The organism is Agrococcus sp. GCM10030265 (assembly GCF_042666675.1).
In the GTDB taxonomy this organism is placed as follows: Bacteria; Actinomycetota; Actinomycetes; order Actinomycetales; family Microbacteriaceae; genus Agrococcus.
Genome location: NZ_JBHTCZ010000001.1, coordinates 1 through 19,240, shown reverse-complemented (window position 1 = coordinate 19,240; position 19,240 = coordinate 1). Strand labels below are relative to the sequence as shown.

At 73.4% G+C, this 19,240-nt stretch carries 14 protein-coding genes; all 14 read left to right on the top strand.

Translation table 11 applies throughout. The features are described 5' to 3' along the window. The first annotated feature begins 12 nt into the window (after nt 1-12). The 14 genes from ACFQPP_RS00070 (at nt 13) to ACFQPP_RS00005 (ending at nt 19,053) form a co-directional block, all read left to right on the top strand. Entirely contained in the window at nt 13-984 is a 972-nt protein-coding gene (locus ACFQPP_RS00070; protein ID WP_376915278.1) for an AAA family ATPase, read from the top strand. Beyond that, entirely contained in the window at nt 984-2,363 is a 1,380-nt protein-coding gene (locus ACFQPP_RS00065) for a DUF58 domain-containing protein (protein WP_376914405.1), read from the top strand. Before ACFQPP_RS00070 ends, ACFQPP_RS00065 begins: the two co-directional genes overlap by 1 nt. Beyond that, on the top strand, nt 2,360-4,696 hold the full coding sequence (locus ACFQPP_RS00060; RefSeq protein WP_376914404.1) for a transglutaminase domain-containing protein: 2,337 nt from the start codon (nt 2,360-2,362) through the stop codon (nt 4,694-4,696). The genes ACFQPP_RS00065 and ACFQPP_RS00060 overlap by 4 nt, the downstream gene beginning before the upstream one ends. Next, nucleotides 4,693-6,336, top strand: coding sequence for an RDD family protein (locus ACFQPP_RS00055; RefSeq protein WP_376914402.1), 1,644 nt, complete (start codon nt 4,693-4,695; stop codon nt 6,334-6,336). Before ACFQPP_RS00060 ends, ACFQPP_RS00055 begins: the two co-directional genes overlap by 4 nt. Then, on the top strand, nt 6,329-7,162 hold the full coding sequence (locus ACFQPP_RS00050) for a PP2C family protein-serine/threonine phosphatase (RefSeq protein WP_376914400.1): 834 nt from the start codon (nt 6,329-6,331) through the stop codon (nt 7,160-7,162). The genes ACFQPP_RS00055 and ACFQPP_RS00050 overlap by 8 nt, the downstream gene beginning before the upstream one ends. Continuing rightward, on the top strand, nt 7,162-8,568 hold the full coding sequence (locus tag ACFQPP_RS00045) for an FHA domain-containing protein (protein WP_376914398.1): 1,407 nt from the start codon (nt 7,162-7,164) through the stop codon (nt 8,566-8,568). Before ACFQPP_RS00050 ends, ACFQPP_RS00045 begins: the two co-directional genes overlap by 1 nt. Next, nucleotides 8,565-10,148, top strand: coding sequence for a serine/threonine-protein kinase (locus tag ACFQPP_RS00040; protein WP_376914396.1), 1,584 nt, complete (start codon nt 8,565-8,567; stop codon nt 10,146-10,148). Before ACFQPP_RS00045 ends, ACFQPP_RS00040 begins: the two co-directional genes overlap by 4 nt. Beyond that, the gene (locus ACFQPP_RS00035) at nt 10,141-10,875 is read left to right on the top strand and encodes a hypothetical protein (RefSeq protein ID WP_376914395.1); all 735 of its coding nucleotides are present in this window, start codon (nt 10,141-10,143) and stop codon (nt 10,873-10,875) included. Before ACFQPP_RS00040 ends, ACFQPP_RS00035 begins: the two co-directional genes overlap by 8 nt. Continuing rightward, nucleotides 10,872-15,461, top strand: a complete 4,590-nt coding sequence (locus ACFQPP_RS00030; RefSeq protein ID WP_376914394.1) for an FtsK/SpoIIIE domain-containing protein — start codon at nt 10,872-10,874, stop codon at nt 15,459-15,461. Before ACFQPP_RS00035 ends, ACFQPP_RS00030 begins: the two co-directional genes overlap by 4 nt. Before the next feature lie 87 nt (nt 15,462-15,548). Continuing rightward, on the top strand, nt 15,549-15,839 hold the full coding sequence (locus ACFQPP_RS00025) for a hypothetical protein (protein ID WP_376914392.1): 291 nt from the start codon (nt 15,549-15,551) through the stop codon (nt 15,837-15,839). 17 nt (nt 15,840-15,856) lie between these two features. Beyond that, complete coding sequence (locus tag ACFQPP_RS00020) at nt 15,857-17,023, top strand: hypothetical protein (protein ID WP_376914391.1); 1,167 nt, start codon at nt 15,857-15,859, stop codon at nt 17,021-17,023. Nucleotides 17,024-17,054: 31 nt separating this feature from the next. Further along, nucleotides 17,055-17,669 (top strand): hypothetical protein, encoded by a 615-nt coding sequence (locus ACFQPP_RS00015; protein ID WP_376914390.1) that lies wholly within the window; start codon nt 17,055-17,057, stop codon nt 17,667-17,669. Next, nucleotides 17,666-18,289 (top strand): hypothetical protein, encoded by a 624-nt coding sequence (locus tag ACFQPP_RS00010; protein WP_376914388.1) that lies wholly within the window; start codon nt 17,666-17,668, stop codon nt 18,287-18,289. The genes ACFQPP_RS00015 and ACFQPP_RS00010 overlap by 4 nt, the downstream gene beginning before the upstream one ends. Beyond that, the gene (locus tag ACFQPP_RS00005) at nt 18,286-19,053 is read left to right on the top strand and encodes a hypothetical protein (RefSeq protein WP_376914386.1); all 768 of its coding nucleotides are present in this window, start codon (nt 18,286-18,288) and stop codon (nt 19,051-19,053) included. The genes ACFQPP_RS00010 and ACFQPP_RS00005 overlap by 4 nt, the downstream gene beginning before the upstream one ends. Nucleotides 19,054-19,240 lie beyond the last annotated feature (187 nt).

The following is a 19,240-nucleotide window of genomic DNA, read 5'->3' as shown; positions in this document are numbered from 1 at the left end:
GCCGACATGGCGATGACGATGACCCGCGAGCAGGCGGCATGGTTCCAGGAGACGTTCCAGCGTCTCGTGGCGAACGTGGGCGCGGTCGTGCTCGGCAAGGACGACGTGATCGCGCTCGCGTTCACGGCGATGCTCTCCGAGGGTCACCTGCTGCTCGAGGACGCCCCGGGCACCGGCAAGACGCAGCTCGCGAAGTCGATGGCCGCGACGGTCGCCGGCGCGAACACGCGCATCCAGTTCACCCCCGACCTGCTGCCCTCCGACGTCACGGGCGTCACGGTCTACGACCAGAAGACGCAGGCGTTCGAGTTCCACAAGGGACCGATCTTCGCCCAGATCGTGCTCGCCGACGAGATCAACCGCGCGAGCCCGAAGACGCAGTCGGCGCTGCTCGAGGTCATGGAGGAGGGGCGCATCACCGTCGACGGCGACCCGTACGAGGTCGGTCGCCCCTTCATGGTCATCGCGACGCAGAACCCCATCGAGCAGGCGGGCACGTACCGCCTGCCCGAGGCGCAGCTCGACCGCTTCCTCATGAAGACGTCGATCGGCTACCCCGGTCGCGAGCAGACGGTGCGCATCCTCGCGGGTGCGTCGCAGCGCAACGCGTCGTCGCTCGTGCAGCCCATCGTCACGACCTCGGCCGTCGCCGAGATGATCGACCTCGCCGCGACGGCGCACGTCGACGCCGCGGTGCTCGACTACGTCGCAGGCCTCGCCGAGCACACGCGCGACTCGAAGGACACGCGCCTGGGGGTCTCGGTGCGCGGCGCCATGGCGATCACGCGCGCCGCGAAGGCGTGGGCGGCGGCGCGCGGCCGCAACTACGTGCTGCCCGACGACGTGAAGGCGCTCGCGCAGCCCGTGTGGGCGCACCGCGTCGTGCTCGACCCCGAGGCCGAGTTCTCGGGCGTCACGGGCGAGCGCGTCATCGAGCGCGCGATCGCCGACGTGCCGGCGCCGCAGGAACGGGCGATGGTCTGATGACGCAGACCGTGCCGCCGAGCGGGCAGCAGCCCGCTCCCTCGGCTGCGAGCGCACCCGCGCCGGACGAGCAGCAGCAGACGCCGCCGCGCGCGCGGCGCGCGCTGCCGCGCTCGCCGCGCGCCGTGCTCGCCTCCGTGGGCGGCGGCATGCGCGCCATCGTCGACTCGGATGCCGTGCACGGCGCGCGTCGCGTCGTCGCGCGCGGCGCACGCGCGACGCTGCCCGTGCTGCGGCCCGTCACGCGATTCGGATGGGTCGCGATCGGCATCACCGTCGCGGCGCTCGTGCTGGGGCTCGCGCTCGAGTGGACCGAGCTCGTCGTCATCGCCATCGCGGGCGGCGTGCTGCTGGCGATCGCCGTCGCCTACGTCATCGGCCGCACGATGTACCGCATCGAGCTCGACCTGGCGTATACGCGCGTCGTCGTCGGCGAGCGCGCGCTCGGCCGCATCGAGATCCACTCCGCGAGCTCGCGTCCGCTCATGCCGGCGACGATCGAGGTGCCCGTCGGCTCGGCCGTCGCAGCCTTCCACCTGCCGCGCATGCAGCCGCGCGACGTGCACGAGGACGTCTTCGCCATCCCCACCTCCCGTCGCGCGGTGCTGCGCGTCGGGCCCGTGCGCTCGGTGAAGGGCGACCCGCTCGGCATCCTGCGTCGCCAGGTGCGGTGGACGGAGCCCGTCGAGCTCTTCGTGCATCCCCGCACCGTGCAGCTCGACGAGACGGCGCCCGGCCTCATCCGCGACCTCGAGGGCATCACGACCCGCGATCTCACGAACTCCGACATCGCGTTCCACGCGCTCCGCGACTACGTCGCGGGCGACGACCGCCGCTACATCCACTGGAAGTCGTCGGCGCGCACGGGCCAGCTGATGGTGCGCCAGTTCGAGCAGACGAGGCGCTCCGTGCTCGCCCTCGGCCTCTCGACGAACCCCGACGACTACGGCGACCCCGACGAGCTCGAGACCGCCATCTCCGTGCTCGGCTCGCTCGGCCTGCAGGCCATCCGCGACGAGATGGACGTCGTCGTGCGCACCTCGCGCCGCTCGCTGCCCGCCACGAACGGCAAGCGCCTGCTGGACGGCCTCTCGGGCGTCGACTGGAGTCCCCGCCACGACCGCCTCATCGGGCTCGCGGGCGAGATCGGGCGCCAGCACCCCGGCGCGTCCGTCGTCATGCTGCACGCGGGCCGCGGCGTCGACGTCGCGACGGTGCGGCGCGCGACGTCGCTGCTGCCCTCGCAGGCGCGCATCCTCGTGATCCAGGCCATCGCGGGCACGAAGGCGCGCGTGCAGCCGCTCGGCAACGCCACCCTCGCGCAGCTGCCCTCGATCGTCGAGCTGCCCCGCATCGTGAGGGCGGTGAGCGAGCAGTGAGCGCAGACGCCCCCGCGCCGTCGGCGACGACCCGCGAGCCGCTGCTGCCCAGGAGGCCGTGGCAGGTCGCGATCGACTGCGCCGCGATCCTCGTCGTGCTCACGATGGCGACGCTCGCGTTCGGCCCCGTCTTCGGCGGCGTCGACTACGCCATCGCGGGCATCGGCGGCGCGCTCGCGGGCATCCTCGTCGGCGTCGTGACGTCGCTGCGGCCGCTGCGCGGCTGGCTCGTGACGGTCGCGGGCGTCGTCGTGGCGTACGTCGTCGTCGGCCCGGCGCTCGCGGTGCGGCACGCGACGATCGGCGGCGTCATCCCCACGCTCGACGGGCTGCGCGAGCTCATGCTCGGCTCGTTCGTGTCGTGGCGCAGCCTGCTCACGGCGCAGCCGCCCGTGCAGGGCTTCCCGAGCCTGCTCGTCGTGCCGATGCTCACGATGCTCCTGTGCGGCGCGGTCGCGACGGTGCTCGCGATCCGCCTGCGACGCGGGGCGGCCTGGGCGATGCTGCCCGGCCTCGTGGCGCTCGTCGTCGGCATCGCGTTCGGCACCCGCATCGCCGCGCAGCCCATCCTGCTCGGCGTCGTCACGGCCTGCACGTCGATCGCATGGATCGCATGGCGCGGCGCGACCGCGCGTCGCAACCTCGCCGAGGAGGTCGAGGTCACGCGCGACGACGCCAACCGCAGGGCGTTCGCGCGCCGCCGCCTGCTCGGCGGCGTCGGCATGGTCGCCGCCGCCGCGCTCGTCTCGAGCGTCGCGGGCCTGCCCATCGCCTTCACCGACCGGCAGGTGCTGCGCGACGACGTCGAGCCGCCCATCGAGCTCGCCGACTACCCGAGCCCGCTCGCGGGCTTCCGCCTCTGGCACAAGAACTACGAGGAGGCGACGCTCCTGACGGTCTCGGGCATGCCGGAGGGGTCGCGGCTGCGCCTCGCGACGCTCGACTGGTACGACGGCACCGTCTACGCGGTCGCGGGGAGCCAGGAGTCGTCGGCGTCGGGCTCGTTCACGCGGGTCGGCGACGCGATCGACGCGTCGCAGCCGGGCACGCCCACGACGATCGAGGTCGAGGTCGGCGAGTACGCGGGCGTGTGGGTGCCGAGCGTCGGCTACGCCGAGCGCATCGACTTCGCAGGCGACGACGCCGTCGCGCTGCAGTCGTCGCTCGCGTACAACGGCCTCACGGGCAACGTGCTCGCGGAGGCGGGCCTCGGGCCGGGCGACTCGTACACGGTCGACGCGATCGTGCCGACGCTGCCCGATGTCGAGGATCTCGAGGGTCTGCCCGCATCCGACATCGACATGCCCGCTGCCGAGGACATGCCCGAGCTCATCACGGCGTTCGTGTCGACGCACGCCACCGAGCGCACGACGCTCGACAACATCCTCGCGATGGCTGCCGTGCTGCGCGCGGGCGCGTTCAGCCACGGCGTCGGCGAGAGCGAGGCGCCCTCGCTCGCCGGTCACGGCGCCAGGCGCCTCACGCAGATGTTCGACGCCGAGACGCTGCTCGGCGACGACGAGCAGTACGCGGCGGCCTTCGCGCTCGCGCTCGAGTTCTACGGCGTGCCTGCGCGCGTCGTCATGGGCTTGTACCCGGGCGACGAGGGCTTCGAGGGCGACGAGGGCCCCGTCGAGCTCACGGGCGGCGACATGCACGCGTGGGTCGAGGTCTCGTTCCAGGGCGTCGGCTGGGTGCCGTTCACGCCCACGCCGCCGGAGGAGAACACGCAGGTCGAGCCCGAGCCGCAGCCCCAGCCCGATCCGCGCCCGCAGGTGCTGCAGCCCCCGCAGCCGCCGGAGGAGCCCGCCGAGCTGCTGCCCAACACGCAGCCCGACCAGGCGCAGGACGACGAGGAGGAGCAGGGCTCGACGGTCTGGCTCATCGTGCTCGCCGTCGCGGGCATCATCCTGGGCCTCCTGCTGCTGCTCGCGCTGCCGTTCCTCGTCATCGGGGCGCTGAAGGCCCGGCGCAGACGGCGGCGCATCGAGGCCGCGAGCGAGAGCGAGCGCCTCGCCGGCGGCTGGCATCAGGTGGTCGACGAGGCCGTCGACCTCGGGCTGCCCGTGCCCGCCGGCATCACGCGACGCGAGACGGCCTCGTCGGTCGAGGAGCGCTACCCGGGCTCGCGCGCGACGGCGATCGGCGAGTACGTCGACTCCGGAGTCTTCGGCCCCGGGGAGCCGCATCGGGGCGAGATCGACGCGTTCTGGAAGGATGTCGACCGCAGCGTGGCTGCCATGCGGCAGGAGGCGAGCAGGCGCACGAGGATCCTCGGGATGCTCTCGCTGCGCTCGTTCCTCCGCCGCCGAGTGGAGCGGAGGGGTCGATGATCTGGTCGATCGAGGACGGCGCGTCGAAGCGACCGGAAGGCGTCGACGAGGACGGCATCCCCGACCCGGCGTACGCCGCGAGCCTCGGGCTCATCCCGGCGCCGCTCGGCCGTCGCGTCGCGGCGACGCTCGTCGACGCCGCGGTCTACGCGCTCCTGTCGCTGCCGCTCGTCATCGGCGCCTCGCCACGGCTCGTGAGCCTCGCGTCGGGCGCGACGAGCTGGTACGGGTTCCTGAACCACCCGGACTTCGTGCTCACGGTCGTCATGATGGCCGTCTCGGTCGTGCTCACCCTCGCGTTCACGATCGTGCAGCTCGTGCTGCACGGCAAGAAGGGCGTCACGCTCGGCAAGGCGCTCACGGGGCTGCGCACCGTCAACGTCGCGACGCTCTCGAGCCCGGGCTTCGGTCGCGCGCTGCTGCGGGGCGTCGTGCTCTCCGCGTCGTCGATCGTGCCGATCGTGGGGCCGGCGCTGTTCCTCTGCTCGCCGCTGCTCGACCGGCAGCGGCGCCGCGGATGGCTCGACCTCGTCGGGCGCACCTGGCTCGTGGATGCGACGAACGGGCTCGACCCGTACGACGTGAAGCGCATGCGCATCGCGCGCAAGACCGTCGCCGCCGATCCCGTGGCCGCGCAGCAGGCGCTGCCGTCGCTCGCGACGCCCGTGCAGCACGGCGCACCGACGGCGTACCAGCCGGGGGCGCGCGTGAGCGCGGGCGTGCTGGGCGCAGCCCGGCCGCACGCGCCGGGCGAGCAGCCGGTCGTGGGCCTCGCGTCGTCGCAGCAGCAGGCGGCGGCGCAGCAGCCGCATGCGGCCCCGCACGCGCAGGCTGCGCCCGCGGCGCCGTACCGGCCCGGCGAGCTGAGCGGCGCGCCCGCAGCGGGCGTGCCGCAGGCGGCGCCCGTGCCCGCGCCGTCGGTGCCGTCGTCGCCGTTCGCGCGGCCCGTGGGCGTGCCGAGCGCGCCGCAGGTGCAGCAGGCGGGCACGCCCGTGCAGGGCGTGTCGTCGCCTGCGCCGGTCGCGCCGCAGCAGACGCCCGGCCAGCCGCCGATCGTGACCGCCCCCGCGCAGGGCGCTGGCGCATCGGCGCCGCCGCAGGGATGGATGCCGCCGCAGGCCGATCCCGCGGGCGCGCAGCAGGGTGGGCAGCAGACGGCGCAGCAGCCCGTGGCGCAGCAGCCCGTGGCGCCGACCCCGACCCCTCCCATCCCGGCCCCGGCCGCAGCCCGGGGCGAGCAGGTCTCCGAGGCCACGATCGTGCGCGGCGCGGGCGACGACGACGACGATCTCGAGGCGACGCGCATCGCGCGTCCCCGGGCGCTCGTGCTCGAGCTCGACGACGGTGGGCGCATCCGGCTCGGCGGCCGCGTGCTGATCGGCCGCAACCCCACGCTGCAGCCCGGCGAGGCCGGCACGCTCGTGCCGATCCCCGACGACACGCGCTCGGTCTCGAAGACGCACGTCGCGATCGACGTCGAGGGCGGCACGATCCAGGTGATCGACCGCCACTCGACGAACGGCACGGCCATCGTGCACGGCGGCAAGGAGACGCGCCTCGTCGGCGGCGTGCCGACGCGCGCCGAGGTGGGCGACACCGTGCTGCTCGGCGATCGCAGGGCGGTGATCACGCGTGGCTGAGCTGCACGTCGGCGAGTACCGCTACGAGCATGCGGCGATCGTGCTGCGCTGGGCGGGTGCGACGCACGAGGGTGCGAGGTCGATGAACGAGGACTCGGTCTTCGCGTCGTTCCCGGTCTTCCTCGTCGCCGACGGCATGGGCGGCCAGGCGTCCGGCGACGTCGCGAGCGCGCTCGCCATCGAGTCGTTCCGCACCCTGAAGGGCCGCACGCTCGCGACGGTCGACGGCGTCGAGCAGAGCGTCGAGCGCGCGTTCCGCGCCGTGCGGCACGAGGCTGCGTGGCACGGCGCGGCAGGTGGCACGACCCTCGCGGGTGCCGTCGCGGTCGACGTCGGCGGCGTCGCCCATTGGTACGTGCTCAACGTCGGCGACTCGCGCACCTACCTGCTCGAGCGCGGCGTGCTGCAGCAGGTGAGCGTCGACCACTCGGTCGTGCAGGAGCTCGTCGACGCCGGCGCGGTCGAGCGCACCGCGGCGCGCACGCATCCGCAGCGCCACGTCATCACGCGCGCGATCGGCGCGGGCGAGGAACTCGCGCCCGACAGCTGGCTGCTGCCCGCCGAGCAGGGCCAGCGCCTGCTCGTGTGCTCGGACGGACTCTCGAGCGAGCTCGACGACGACGAGATCGCGGGCGTCCTGCGCGCGACGCCCTCGCCTGCGGATGCCGCGGCCTCGCTCGTCGCCCGCGCCCTGCGCGCGGGTGGTCGCGACAACGTCACGGTCGTCGTCGTCGACGTCGACGAGGTCTCGGGTGCCTGGGAGCTCGAGGACACGCATCGCGGCGCGCTCGTCGACGACACCGTGCCGACCGCGAGGCGTCGCTGATGCGCGCGTCGTACACGGTCGGCGAGGCGTGGTGCGTCGTGCGCGGCGATCGCCTCGTCGTGCTCGATCGCGGCCTCGACCCCGCAGGTGCCGCTGCGATCCACGGCGCCTCGCCGTCGGCTGCCGAGCTGCGCGACGATCCGCTGGCGCTCGCCGTGCTCGAGCCCGTCGACGACGGATGGCTGCTGTGGCGCAGGCGCGGCGTGCCGGCCGTGGCCGATGGGCCGTTGCCGGAGCGCGCGGGCGAGGCGTGGGGGAGCGACCTGCTGCCGACGGGGTCGACGGTGGCGTTCGGCGCCGTGGGCGCCCTCGCCGACGCGCTGCCCGTCGAGGGCGGCGTCGTGCTCGCGAGCGCCGTGCGCGTCGAGCTCGTCGCGGCAGTGGCGGATGCGCCGGCCCGTGCCGACGTCGACGCGATGCCCGTCGCACGGCCCGAGCCCGTCGCGGAGCGCGAGCCCGTCGCGGAGCGCGAGCCTGTCGTGGAGCCCGAGCCTGAGCCCGAGCCCGCCGCGGGGCGCGAGCCGGTCGCGGAGCCCGAGCCTGCCGTCGAGCCCGAGCCTGCCGCCGAGCCCGAGCCGCCCGCAGCACCCGAGCGGCTCGTCGAGCATGCACCGCCGGCCGCCCACCCGGCGGACCCTGTGCCGTCGACGACGTTCGAGCCCGCCCCCGCGCCGCAGTCGCAGGGCGAGCCCGTGTCGCATCCCGAGCCCGAGACGCAGACCGCGCATGCAGGCATCGTCGGCATCATCGACTCCGTGCCCGGCTTCATCCGACCCGCCGCGGTCGTCGAGGTCCCCGATCTCGCGGTCGGCGACCACGACGGCATGACGATCGCAGGCGACGCCGCGCGCGCCCTCGCCGACGCGGCGCGCGAGCATGCCGACGCAGCCGAGCCTCCCGCGCCGGCGCTCGGCCCCGCGACGGGCCCCGTCGTGCTGTCGACGCTGTGCGCCGCCGGCCACGTGAACCCTCCCGGCGCGACGGCGTGCGCATGCGGCGAGCCCATCGCCCACGGCTCGTCCGACCAGCGCGCGCGGCCCGAGTTCGCCGACGTCGTGCTGCCGGGCGGCGAGCGCGTGCCGCTCGGGCGCGGCGTCGTGCTCGGCAGGCGCCCGAGCAGCCGCCGCGTCGAGCACGGGCGCGTGCCGCGGCTCGTCACGGTGCACAGCCCGAGCGAGGACATCTCGCGCAGCCACCTCGAGCTGCGCTGCGAGGACTGGAACGTGCTCGCGGTCGACCTCGACTCGACGAACGGCACCGTGCTGCTGCGCGACGGCGCGGCGCCCATGCGCCTGCGCGCCGATGCGCCCCAGCTCGTCGCGTTCGGCGACCGCCTCGACCTCGGCGACGGCGTCGTCGTGCGCGTCGAGCGCGTCGAGCGCGTCGACGGGCGGGGCACGCGATGAGCGCGCGCCGCGCGCCCGCGCCGCCGCCGCAGCTGCCCGGCTACGAGTTCCGCAGGCTCGTCGCATCCGGCGGCTTCGCCGACGTCTTCCTCTACGAGCAGGTGCTGCCGTCGCGTCCCGTGGCCGTGAAGGTGCTGCTCACGGGCGCCGTCGACCGCGACGTCGTCGAGCACTTCCGGCAGGAGGCCAACGTCATGGCCCAGCTGTCGTCGCATCCCTCGATCGTGACGATCTACGGCGCCGCGGTCTCCGACGACGGCCGACCGTACCTCGTGATGGAGTACTGCCCGCGACCGAACCTCGGCGTGCGCTACCGCAACGACCGCTTCTCGGTGGCGGAGGTGCTCGCGCTCGGCGTGCAGATCGCCGGAGCCGTCGAGACCGCGCATCGCGCGGGCGTGCTGCATCGCGACATCAAGCCCGCGAACATCCTCGTCACCGCCTACAACCGGCCGGCGCTCACCGACTTCGGCATCGCGACGACGACGGGCATGGTCGACGGCTCGACGGGCATGTCGATCCCGTGGGCGCCGCCGGAGTCGTTCGCCGAGCAGCCGTGGAGCGGCCGCGAGTCCGACGTCTTCTCCCTCGGGGCGACGCTGTACACGCTGCTGGCCGGCAGGTCGCCGTTCGAGCTGCCGGGCGGCTCGAACACGAGCCTCGACGTCATGACCCGCATCCAGCGCGGCGACGTCGCGCCGCTCGCGCGCTCCGACGTCCCGGCGTCGCTCGAGGCCGTGCTGCGGTCGTCGATGGAGGTGGATGCGCGCAGGAGGTACGCGAGCGCGCAGGCGCTCGGTCGTGCGCTGCAGCAGGTCGAGGCCGAGATGAGCCTCTCCGTCACGCAGATGGACGTGCTCGACGACTCGCTGCCCGTCGACGAGGTCGACGACCAGGACGGCGGGGCGACGCGCATCCGCGGCGTGGTCGAGATCGACCCGCACGTCGACGACCCGCCGCGGCTCGCGACGTCGACCCCCGCGCCCACGCCGCCGACGTACGCGGCGGCGGTGGCGGCGGTCTCGGATGCGACGGTGCTGCGCGCGCCGGGAGATCCGCAGGCGACCGCCGTGGCTGGCCCGCCCATCCCGCGCCCCGGCGAGCTGCCGGTCGCCGCCGATCCCGCCTCGCCGTGGGGTGCCGCGGCCGAGCAGGCGCAGGCGGTGCGCCGCAGGCGGTCGCGCACGCCGGTCGTCGTCGCGGCGGCGGCCGTGGTGCTCGTGCTCGTGCTGGGCGCCGGCGTCTGGCTTGCGGTCACCGCCGAGCGCGGCGAGCAGCCGGGCGACCCGACGTCGACGATCGCGGCCCCCGAGGCGAACGCGCCCTCGCCGCCCATCGCGCTCACGGGCGTCGTCGAGGGCGACCAGGTGCGCTTCACGTGGGCGAACCCGTCGCCCCTGGACGGCGACACCTTCGTCGTGCGCACGAGCCCGTCGTCGGGCACGCCCATCCGCGACTCGGCGCTCGTCGCCGAGTACGTCGTGCCGGTCGACCCCGACGGCAGCACGTGCCTGTCGGTCGCGATCCAGCGCACGAGCGGCCTGCAGTCCACGTTCGATGAGGAGTGCGTCGATGCCTGACCCCACCACGATCCGCGTGGAGTTCGCCGGCGAGTGGTTCGACCCCGCCGCCGACCGGCCGTTCACGATCGGGCGCGAGGGCGACCTCGCGGTCGACGACAACCCGTACCTGCATCGGGCGTTCCTCGAGATCCAGCATCGGGATGGGCTGTGGTGGCTCGCGAACGTCGGCTCGCGCCTGTCTGCGACGCTGTCGAGCGCCGGCGGCGCCGTGCAGTCGTGGCTGTCGCCCGGGGCGAGCCTGCCGCTCGTCTTCGCCGAGTGCGTCATCGTCTTCACCGCTGGTCCGACGACGTACGAGATCGGCGTCCAGACGACGACGGCGCCCTTCGCGATGGCTGCGAGCGGCCACTCGGCGCCCGTGGGCGACGCGACCGTGATGCCCTCGCAGCTCACGGCGCTGCAGAAGGCGCTCATCGTCGCGCTCGCCGAGCCGATGCTGCGACGCGAGGGCGTCGGGGTGAGCGAGCTGCCCACGAGCACCGCCGCCGCCGAGCGGCTCGGCTGGTCGATGTCGCGCTTCAACCGCAAGCTCGACAACGTGTGCGACAAGCTCGACCGCATGGGCGTGCAGGGGCTCCGCGGCGGCGCGGGCAGGCTCGCGAGCAACCGCAGGGCGCGACTCGTCGAGTACGCGGTGTCGTCGCAGCTCGTGACGCGCGCCGACCTCGCGCTGCTCGACGACGATGCGCTGCGCGGTGCGGACGACGAGGGGACGGACGCATGAAGGTCAAGCTGACGCTGCACAAGGATGGCGCTGCGCCGCGCGACATCGTCGTGACGGCCGACTCGACCGCGACGGTCGAGGACGTCGCGCGGCAGATCGCCGATGCCGATCCCGCCGGCGGCATCGCGATCGCCGACGACCAGGCGGTGACCCTCGCCGTCGCGCCGCCCACGAGCCCGAGGCTCGAGCCGCTCGAGCCCGACGCCCTCATCAACGAGGCGGCGATCGGATCCGGCTTCAACGCCGCGCTGCTGCCGCTCGGCCCGCGTCGGGCGCAGCGCTCGGCGAACGCCGGCGGTCCGGCGCTCGCGGTCCTGCGCGTCGTCGGCGGTCCCGCGGCAGGGCTCGAGGTGCAGCTCTCGGCGGGGCAGCACACCATCGGGCGCGACCCCTCGTGCGACGTCGTCGTCGGCGACCGTCAGGTGTCGAAGCGCCACGCGCGCATCGAGGTCGGCACGCACATCGAGGTCGTCGACCTCAACTCGGCGAACGGCGTGCTCGTCGACGGCCAGCTCGTCTCGCGCCTGCGCGTCATCCCCGGGCAGCCGTTCACCCTCGGCGAGTCGGTGCTGCAGGTGCAGCTCGCCGGCGCGTTCGACGCGGGCGGCGCCGACCCCGTGCTCGAGCGCGGCGGCTCGCTCATGTTCAACCGCAGCCCGCGCGTCGAGGAGCGCTACTCGGGCGAGGCATGGGACGAGCCGCGCATGCCGAAGGAGCCGTCGTCGCGGATGTTCCCGTGGCCGATGCTCATCGCGCCGATCATCCTCGCCTCGACGCTCTTCGCCATGACGGGCCGTGCGCGGTCGCTCATCGTCGCGTTCATGACGCCGCTGATGCTCGCCGGCAACTTCATCTCGCAGCGCACGCAGCTCGGGCAGAAGATCAAGGCCGAGGCTGCGACGTTCGAGAAGCAGTTCGAGCGGCTCGAGGAGCTGCTGTACCGCGCCATCCCGGAGGAGCGCCGCGTGCGCAACCTCGAGGCGCCGCCCGTCGCCGAGGTCTTCGACCACGCGATGCGGCTCGGTCCGATGCTGTGGACGCGGCGTCCCGAGCACTGGAACTTCCTCGGCGTGCGCCTGGGCACCTGCACGACCGAGAGCCGCAACGAGGTGAAGCGCGCGGAGGTGCAGGAGGGTCTGCCCGAGTACGTCGAGCGCGTCGACGCGCTGCAGGAGCGCTACGCGATGATCTCCGACGTGCCCGTCTTCGAGACGCTGCTGTCGACGGGATCCCTCGGCGTCGCAGGTCCGAAGGCTGCCGCGAGCGACGCGCTGCGCGGCCTCGGCGTGCAGCTCTTCGGCCTCCACGCGCCGAACGACGTCGTCGCGGTCGCGCTCGCCGACCCCGACTGGGTCGAGGAGCTCGAGTGGCTGAAGTGGCTGCCGCACACCTCGAGCGAGAAGAACCCCTTCAAGGACATGCCGCTCGCCGACTCGGCGCCGACGGGGCAGGGGCTGCTCTCGGCGATCGAGGAGCACATCATGCGGCGGTCGAAGAAGACCGAGGCCGACCTGCGCCCGCCGTACAAGGACGACTGGGATCCGATGGACTTCGGCACCGACGTCGAGCGCGCGTCGAAGGAGGCGAAGTTCCCGGGTGGCACGGCGATCGTGCTCATCGTGACGAACGACGCGCCCGTCGACCGTCCGCGTCTGACGCAGATCCTCGAGCGCGGTCCCGACGTCGGCGTGTACACGCTGTTCGTCGCGCCCACGGTCGAGTCGCTGCCGGCCGCGTGCCGCACGTTCATCGACGTCACGGCGGGCCTCGAGCAGGCGAACGTCGGCACGGTGCGCTCGGGCGTCACCTACCGCGACGTCGTCGTCGAGGGCGTGTCGAACGAGTACATGCACATGCTCGCGAAGCGCCTCGCGCCCGTCGTCGACTCGTCGACGGTCATCGAGGACTCCTCCGACATCCCCACGTCCGTGACGCTGCTGTCGCTGACGGGGCACGAGATCGCGAAGGATCCGGGCGCCGTCGTCGAGCGCTGGCGCCAGAACGACACGATCATCGACCGCTCGGGCGCCCAGCAGCCGCGCCTCAAGAAGGCGGGCAACCTGCGCGCCGTCATGGGGCAGGGCGCGACCGACGCCATGACGCTCGACCTGCGCACCCAGGGGCCCCACGCCCTCGTCGGCGGCACGACGGGAGCCGGCAAGTCGGAGTTCCTGCAGGCCTGGGTGCTCGGCATGGCCGCGGCGCACAGCCCCGATCGCGTCACGTTCCTCTTCGTCGACTACAAGGGCGGATCGGCCTTCGCCGACTGCGTCGAGCTGCCGCACTGCGTCGGCCTCGTCACCGACCTGTCGCCGCACCTCGTGCGCCGTGCGCTCACGAGCCTGCGCGCCGAGCTGCACCATCGCGAGCATCTCTTCAACCGCAAGAAGGCGAAGGACCTGCTCGAGCTCGAGAAGCGTCGCGACCCCGACTGCCCGCCGGCGCTCGTGCTCGTGATCGACGAGTTCGCGGCGCTCGCGGGCGAGGTGCCCGAGTTCGTCGACGGCGTCGTCGACATCGCGCAGCGCGGTCGCTCGCTCGGCATCCACCTCATCATGGCGACGCAGCGCCCCGCGGGCGTCATCAAGGACAACCTGCGCGCCAACACGAACCTTCGCGTCGCGCTGCGCATGGCCGACGAGTCCGACTCGAAGGACGTCGTCGACGACCCCGTGGCCGGCACGTTCGACCCCTCGATCCCCGGCCGCGGCATCGCGAAGACCGGTCCCGGCCGTCTCGTGCCCTTCCAGTCCGCCTACGCGGGCGGATGGACGGAGGAGGACGTCGTGCAGACCGCCGACGTGCAGGTGGCCGAGCTGCGCTTCGGCTCGCTCGTGCGCTGGGAGCGGCAGCAGCAGGTCGAGGTCGACGACGACGGCGACCCCGGCCCCAACGACCAGAAGCGCATCGTGCGCACGCTCATCGACGCCCAGCTCGAGGCGGGCATCCCCGCGCCGCGCAGGCCGTGGCTCGACGACCTCGAGCGCACGGTCGACATCCGCGACCTGCCGATCCACGACGACCGTCGCATCCTGCTCGGCAAGGCCGACATCCCCGAGCGGCAGCTGCAGGAGCCGATGTACTTCGTGCCGGACCGCGACGGCTCGCTGCTCGTGTACGGCACGTCGGGCGCCGGCAAGTCGAGCGTGCTGCGCACCGTCGGCATCGGCGCGGGCATGCGGCCGGAGAACGACGTCGAGGTCTACGGCCTCGACTTCGCCTCCGGTGCGCTGCGGTCGCTCGAGGTGCTGCCGCACGTGGGCTCGGTCATCTCGGGCGACGACGCGGAGCGCGTGCAGCGCCTGCTGCGGTCGCTCGGCATGCTGCTCGACGAGCGCGGGCGCCGGTTCTCGGATGCGAACGCATCCGACATCTCGGAGTTCCGCGAGATCACGGGCGAGCGCATGCCGCGCATCATCGTGCTCATCGACAACTTCCCGCAGTTCAAGGCCGAGTGGGACATGACGAGCGCGCGCGCGCCGTTCTACGCGGTCTTCATGCGCATGCTCGGCGAGGGTCGACCGCTCGGCGTGCACGCGGTGTTCACCGCAGACCGCTCGGGCGCCGTGCCCACGGGCGTCTCGTCGAACGTGTCGCGCCGCGTCGTGCTGCGCCTCGCCGACGAGAACGCGTACGTCATGGTGGGCGTCGCGCGCGACGTGCTCGACGAGCACTCCGCGCCCGGCCGCGCGATCGTCGACGGGTTCGAGACGCAGATCGCGGTGCTCGGCGGCACGCCGAACGTCGCCGAGCAGTCGAAGCTCATGGCGCAGCTGGCCGACGAGCTGCGCAGGCAGGGCGCGCGAGAGGTCGAGGAGATCGGCGCGCTGCCGACGCGGCTGTCGGAGGACCAGCTGCCTGCGCGCATCAAGGGCTTCCCCGTGCTCGGCGTCGCCGAGGACACGCTGGCGCCGCGCGAGTTCGACGCGATCGGCACGTTCATCGTCGCCGGGCCGCCCGAGTCCGGCAAGACGAACGCCATGAAGGCGATCGTCAACGGCATGCTGCGCTTCGACCCCGACGTGCGTCTGTTCCACTTCGCGGGCCGTCGCTCGGTGCTGCACGACTACGCGCCGTGGGTGCGCAGCGCCGTGAACGTCGACGATGCGAAGGCGCTCGCGACCGAGCTCGTCGACGTCGTCAAGGACGAGTCGATCCCCGGTCGCATCATGATCGTCATCGAGAACGTGCCGCAGTTCGCCGACTCGGACGCGGAGCGCAAGCTCAAGGAGCTCATGCAGGCCGTGAACCGCTCCGACCACTTCCTCGTCGGCGACGCCGACGTGTCGCAGGTCACGAGCGGCTTCGGCTTCATCGGCGACTTCAAGGCCGGCCGCAAGGGCATCATCCTGAAGCCCGACGCGTTCGACGGCGACTCGGTGTTCAAGGTGCCGTTCCCGAAGGTGAAGCGCACCGACTTCCCGGTCGGCCGCGGCATCTTCGTGCAGTCGGGCCGTGCCGTCACGATGCAGATGCCGCTCGTGCAGACCGCGACGGCGCCCGTGCCGCTCGCGACGGTCGGCGTCCCCGCCGTCGCGCACGCCGACGCACCCGTCGGCGACGCGACCGTGCTGCCGCCCGCCTGAGCGCCGCCATGGGGACTCCTCCCCATGGTGGCGTCCAGCGTCGCGACCTAGCGTGGACGACGACCCGACGGCAGAAGGAGGCGGCGCGTGGACGTGCTGGTGAAGTTCGACGATCTGCGGACGCTCAACGAGTACCTCGTGACGATCGTCGCCGAGTTCGACGCCGCGGAGGGCCGCGCCGACCGCCTCGAGGACGCCATCGGCGATCCCTTCGGCCGGAACCGGCTGCGGGAGGCGGTCGAGGACTTTGAGGATCGCTGGGACGACAAGCGCGACGAGCTGCGCGACGACCTGAAGAAGGTGCAGGAGCACGTGCAGGGCGTCCTCGACGGGTTCACCGACTGGGACGTCGAGACGGCGAAGGGGATGGAGGGCTGATGGGCTGGCTCGGCGGCATGGACAGGTCTCCCGACGACCACGAGATCGAGCGGCTCGAGGGGAGGCCCGGGCAGATCATGGCCCGCGGCACCGAGATCCGCAGGCTCGGCGAGACGATGATCGACAGCGCCACGGTGCTGCAGTCGCTCGCCGACGGCACCCACGGCCTGCGAGGCAAGGCCGTCGACAGGCTGGTCGAGGGCGTCGGCAGCGCCCACGGCACGCTCAAGGAGGCAGGCGAGCTCTACAAGCCCACGGGGCCCGTGGTGTGGCGCTACGGCTTCGCCCTCTCGCAGGTGCAGGACAGCCTCAACGACCACGTCGCGAACTGCGAGACCCTCTGGCAGACGTACGAGGAGCTGCCCGGCGACAAGGACGGCCGCGGCGTCGGCGGGTTCCTGCAGCCCGACGCCGACAGCGACGAGGCGAAGGCGCAGAAGGCAGAGGACGACGCCAAGGAGGAGGCCTACGACGCGTGGAAGGCCGAGGCCGACCTCTTCGACGACGACTACGACACGTGGGAGACGGCGTTCGAGACGGCCGCCGACGACGTCGGCACCGCGCTCGCAGGCAAGATCAAGGACTCCCGGTGGGACGACCTCGACGGCTTCGTCGCCGGGGCGCTCACGGTGCTCAAGTGGGCTGGCGTCGTGCTCATGGTTGCCGCGCTCGTCATCGGCGGGCCCATCATCGGCGCGCTCGCGGCGATCGTCGCCATCGCGACGCTCGTGCTCGTCGTGTACCAGAAGACCAGGGGCGACGCCGGCTGGGGCGACGTCATCGGCGCCGCGATCGGCGTCATCCCGTTCGGCAGCCTGTCGAAGCTCGGGTCGATGAAGTTCATGGACGACGTCGCGGGCGGGCTCCTCACGGGTCCGGGGCGTTCGGCGATCCGCACCGAGATGTCGGTCGTGCTCGGCTCCGGCAGGGCGGCGTTCCGCCACACGGGATCCATGTCGCAGGGGTTCCGCAACTCGTTCTCGCACTTCGCGCGCAACCACGGCACCGAGGGCAGGTTCGTCGACATCATGGCGCGCATCCACACCGGCAAGGACATGGGCAAGCTCATGAACATGAACGGCTTCGACATCTTCGTGTCGACGCAGATGACGATGCTCGGCAGGGTCAACACCGGTCTCGGGCTCGGCACGGGCGAAGGCCTCTACAGCCGCGTCTTCAACTGATGCCCCAGCGGGACGTCGATAGGGTCGAGGCGTGATGTCGTCGCTTCGCGCCGAGCTCGGCGCCACCGACCCGGACTTCGTGCTGCAGCTGCCGGAGGGTTGGGTGCGGATGGATGCCTCCGACGACTCGCGCGACGCGCTGCTGCGGCAGGCGCGCGACCGTCTGATGCGCGCGCATCGCCCCGAGCTGTACGCGCATGTGCGGCAGAGCCTGCTCGAGGCGTTCGAGCAGCTGCAGCGTGCGGGCGGCGCGGCGGTGATCCTGCCGATCGGCGACGTCGAGGGCTACGTGCCCGCGAGCCTCAGCGCGGCCTTCCGCTCCGGCCGTGGCGGCGAGCGGCTCGACGACGCCGTCGCAGGCCTCATCGCAGACGGCGGCACGCCGCTCGGCGACGACCGTCGCTTCGTGCGGCGCGAGGCGCGCGACGAGACGACGCAGGACGGCCAGCGCCTCGGCGTGACGACCGTGCACTACCTCACGCCCGTGCCGCGCACGAACCGCTCGCGCATGCTCGTGCTCACGGCCGTCATGCCGCATCCGGTCGACGCGCCCGACGACGAGCCGCTGCTCGTCGCGACGCGCTTCCTCATGGACGCGATGGTCGCGACGCTGCGCTGGCGCCGACCGGCGGGGGCGAGCGCATGACGACGCTCGACGTCATCGTCGAGGCGCACGCCTCGAGCGAGCGCGTGCTGCAGCTGCCGCTCGGCATGGACGACGCGGCGCGCGCGCGGTGGATCGCCGAGGCCACCGAGCGCATCCGCCCGGCGACCGAGCACTGGGGCGAGGCGGGCGAGGTGCTCGTGCCCGCCGTCGTCGAGCGCGCCACCGAGCTCGTGCAGCCGGAGGACGTGCTCGTGCTCCAGCTGTGGCCCGAGGCCGTGCCGGTCGCGGGCGTCGTGCGCGTCTCGGTCCACGAGTCGCCGGGCGTCGACGCCGTGCGCGCCGAGCTGCTCGAGCATCCGGGCGACGTCGCGACGGCCCTCGGCGAGGCGCGCATGGGGGTCGGGTGGGAGTGGTTCCACTCGGAGGAGGTCGACGACGTCGCGACCATGGGCTGGCAGGCGGCGTTCGCCGACGAGCGGCTGCTCGTGGTCGTGACGCTCGAGCCGACGCTCGCCATGCTGCTGCCCGCGCTGCTCGACGACGTGCGCGTGCTCGCCCGCGACCTCGCGCTGCAGGTGGGCGGCGAGCCGTGGCGGGGCGCCGACCTCGGCGATCCCGGACTGTCGCATGGCGGCGAGGAGTGGACGGCGGCCCCGTGACGACGGCCGCCGAGTGGGTGCGATCGCTGCCGCGCGGCGCCCGTCCCGACTGGGACGAGCTCGAGGCGCACGTGCTGCACGAGCATCCCCGCATCCTGCGTGCGCTCGGCGCCGCGGGGCGCGCGGTCGCGACCGACGGGCGGGGATGGCGCATCGGGTTCGCCGTTGCCGTCGCCGTCGTGGTCGTCGTGGGCCTCGCCGTGGTGTGGGCGCCGCTGTGGGGTGCGGCCGCGATCATCGGCGACCCGCTCGGCATCGACCCCGTCGACGGCGCCGCAGCGGTGCCGGTCGCGGCGGCGTCCATGCTCCTCACGGCGGTCGTGCAGACGGTGCTGGCAGTGCGCGCCGCGCTGCGCGGCACGTCGGGCGACGGCACGAGCGCGACGATCGGCATCGGGCTCGTCGCCGTGCTCGTCGTCGTCGGCATCGCGCTCGTGGGGGAGCGCCAGGGCGTCGACGGCTGGCAGGGGTGGCTCGCGGTCGCGCTGCTCGGTCCGCTCGCGTGCGCCGCGCACCTCCTCGTCCTGCGCCGCGCCGCGCGACGCGGGCGGCCGTCGACCGTGTCGGCCGGCGCACCCGATGGCGCGGCCGTCGAGACCCTCGTCGCCGCGCTGCCGGACGCCGAGCGCGATCGCCTCCTCGCCGATCGCGCCGATGCCGTGGGGTGGCTGCGCATGCAGGGCGTCGTGTCGCCCGACGCCGCGGCCCACGCTGCGCGCGCGCCGCTCGGCCGGCTCGGCACGTGGATGGGCGGCGCTCGCTGAGCGGTGGGCAGTTGTGCCCATCGACACCCCACCGGGCCCTTCGTAGCGTGGATGCACACGGTCCAGGCGGGCCGTACGGGACTTCGAGGAAGGGAAGACCATGACGGACTTCGGTGCGAGCTATGGCGAGATGGAGCAGGTCGCTGCGGCGCTGGTCGATGGTCGTGACGACATCGTGCAGACGCTG